Origin of the sequence: Undibacterium sp. Jales W-56, from assembly GCF_025548535.1 — a bacterium.
In the GTDB taxonomy this organism is placed as follows: Bacteria; Pseudomonadota; Gammaproteobacteria; order Burkholderiales; family Burkholderiaceae_D; genus Undibacterium.
Genome location: NZ_JAJLQW010000013.1, coordinates 1 through 1,962 on the forward strand (window position 1 = coordinate 1; position 1,962 = coordinate 1,962).

Consider the following 1,962-nt stretch of genomic DNA (forward strand, 5'->3'; position numbering starts at 1 on the left):
AGTAAGAACACAGCAAGCACAAAGTCATAGCAACACCGAACAACAGCAACAAAAACAGCCATAACCACAGTAACAGTATTTGAAATTCAAATTTACGAAGGAAGCACACAAATGAAATTCAGCCTGAAAGCCCTACTGGCCGCCGCCGTCATCGCCTTAACCGCCCATGCCGCCATCGCCCAAGAATCCGCCAGCGCCGCCGCCACTGCCGCCCCCGCAGCTGCAGCACCAGCCGATGCGCCTGCCGCCCCGGCCGCCGAAGGCGCCGCCCCCGCTGAAGTCAAAGACAAAGTCGACAACCCCTACGGCCTCGACGCCCTCTGGAAAACCGGTGACTTCGTCGCCAAAGGCACCCTCATCATCATGTTCATCATGTCCATGGGCAGCTGGTACATCCTGATCACCAAAATCGTCGACCAGATCAAACTGTCCGGCCAAGCCAAAGATGCCCAGGCCAAATTCTGGAAAGCCCCGTCCGTCAACGCCGGCATCACCAGCCTCAAAGAAGGCAGCCCATTCCGCTTCATCGCCGAATCCGCCACCAAAGCCAGCGACCACCACGAAGGCGCCCTGCTAGAACAGATCGACCTGAACTCCTGGATCTCCATGTCCATCCAGCGCGCCGTTGAAAAAGTCCAAAGCCGCCTGCAAGACGGCCTGGCCTTCCTGGCAACCGTTGGTTCCACGGCCCCGTTCGTCGGCCTGTTCGGTACCGTCTGGGGTATCTACCACGCCCTGACTGCGATCGGTATCGCCGGTCAAGCCTCGATCGACAAAGTCGCCGGCCCGGTCGGTGAAGCGCTGATCATGACCGCCATTGGTCTGGCCGTAGCAGTACCGGCAGTACTCGGCTACAACTTCCTGGTACGCCGCAACAAGAGCGCCATGGAAAATGTCCGCGCCTTCAGCGCCGACCTGCACTCTGTCGTCCTGTCCGGCGTGATGTCCAAGAAAGCTTAAGCTTCACAGCACGAAGTAGCGCGGTAACGTTTAACACCCGAAGACACCTAACCACAGAGGCACCGAGACACAGAGAAAAAGCCACAGAGAAAAGCATCAAGGAGCGCTCCATACGATGGACAAAAAGCCTCCTCCTGCCGTTCTCTGTGACTCGGTGTCCCTGTGTTGAGTGGTCTTAAAGCGTCTTCGTGACATCTGAAAGAGAACACACTATGGCAATGGCAATCGGCAACGATGGTGACGGCGAAGACGAAGTCAACAGCACCATCAACACCACCCCATTGGTCGACGTCATGTTGGTCTTGCTGATCATCTTCTTGATCACCATCCCCGTCGTCACCCACACGGTCCCGGTCAAGCTTCCCTCGGAAAGCAACCAGCCGTACAAAACCAAACCAGAAAACATCACCATCGCCATCAACAAAGACGGCGACATGTTCTGGAACGAAGCCCCGGTCGCCAGTACCGACCTCCTGCTCGACAAGCTCAAAGTCGTGGCAGTCCAGGTACCGCAACCGGAACTGCACATCCGCGGTGACCAGAACACCCGCTACGAATTTGTCGGCAAAGTCATCCTGACAGCACAGCGAGCCGGGATTGCCAAGGTCGCCTTCGTCACGGAACCGCCGCCGAAGGGCTAGTCAGCGCAGGCAGCACGCGCAACAAGTTAAAAGGAATACAAATGGGAATGCAAATAGGCTCAGGAAGCTCAGGTGAACCGGAGGTCATGATCGAAATGAACATGACGCCGCTGATCGACGTCATGCTGGTCTTGATCATCATGCTCATCATCACCATCCCGATCCAGAACCACGCGGTCAACCTGAACATGCCAGTCAATGCCCCGCCGGCTGCCAATGTGGAAAAGCCGGAAGTCATCACGATTGACGTCGACTTCGACGGCACCGTATTGTGGAACGGCGTGGCGATCCAGAACAATGCCGATCTGGAAGCGCGCTTGCTGGGCGTGGCGACCACGCCGAATCAGCCGGAAGTGCATTT

General features: G+C 56.9%; 3 protein-coding genes. All 3 read left to right on the forward strand.

Translation table 11 applies throughout. The features are described from left to right. The first annotated feature begins 111 nt into the window (after positions 1-111). The gene (locus LPB67_RS19050; RefSeq protein WP_262838917.1) at positions 112-960 is read left to right on the forward strand and encodes a MotA/TolQ/ExbB proton channel family protein; all 849 of its coding nucleotides are present in this window, start codon (positions 112-114) and stop codon (positions 958-960) included. 212 nt (positions 961-1,172) lie between these two features. Beyond that, positions 1,173-1,601, forward strand: a complete 429-nt coding sequence (locus LPB67_RS19055) for an ExbD/TolR family protein (RefSeq protein WP_262838919.1) — start codon at positions 1,173-1,175, stop codon at positions 1,599-1,601. 41 nt (positions 1,602-1,642) lie between these two features. Continuing rightward, positions 1,643-1,962: ExbD/TolR family protein (locus LPB67_RS19060; protein WP_316685312.1), on the forward strand; the 320-nt coding region annotated here is incomplete at its 3' end.

Excerpts from the sequence above, each read along its gene's own strand:
- LPB67_RS19050 (WP_262838917.1), top strand. The coding sequence starts at position 112 with ATGAAATTCAGCCTGAAAGCCCTACTGGCCGCCGCCGTCATCGCCTTA.
- LPB67_RS19055 (WP_262838919.1), top strand. The coding sequence starts at position 1,173 with ATGGCAATGGCAATCGGCAACGATGGTGACGGCGAAGACGAAGTCAAC.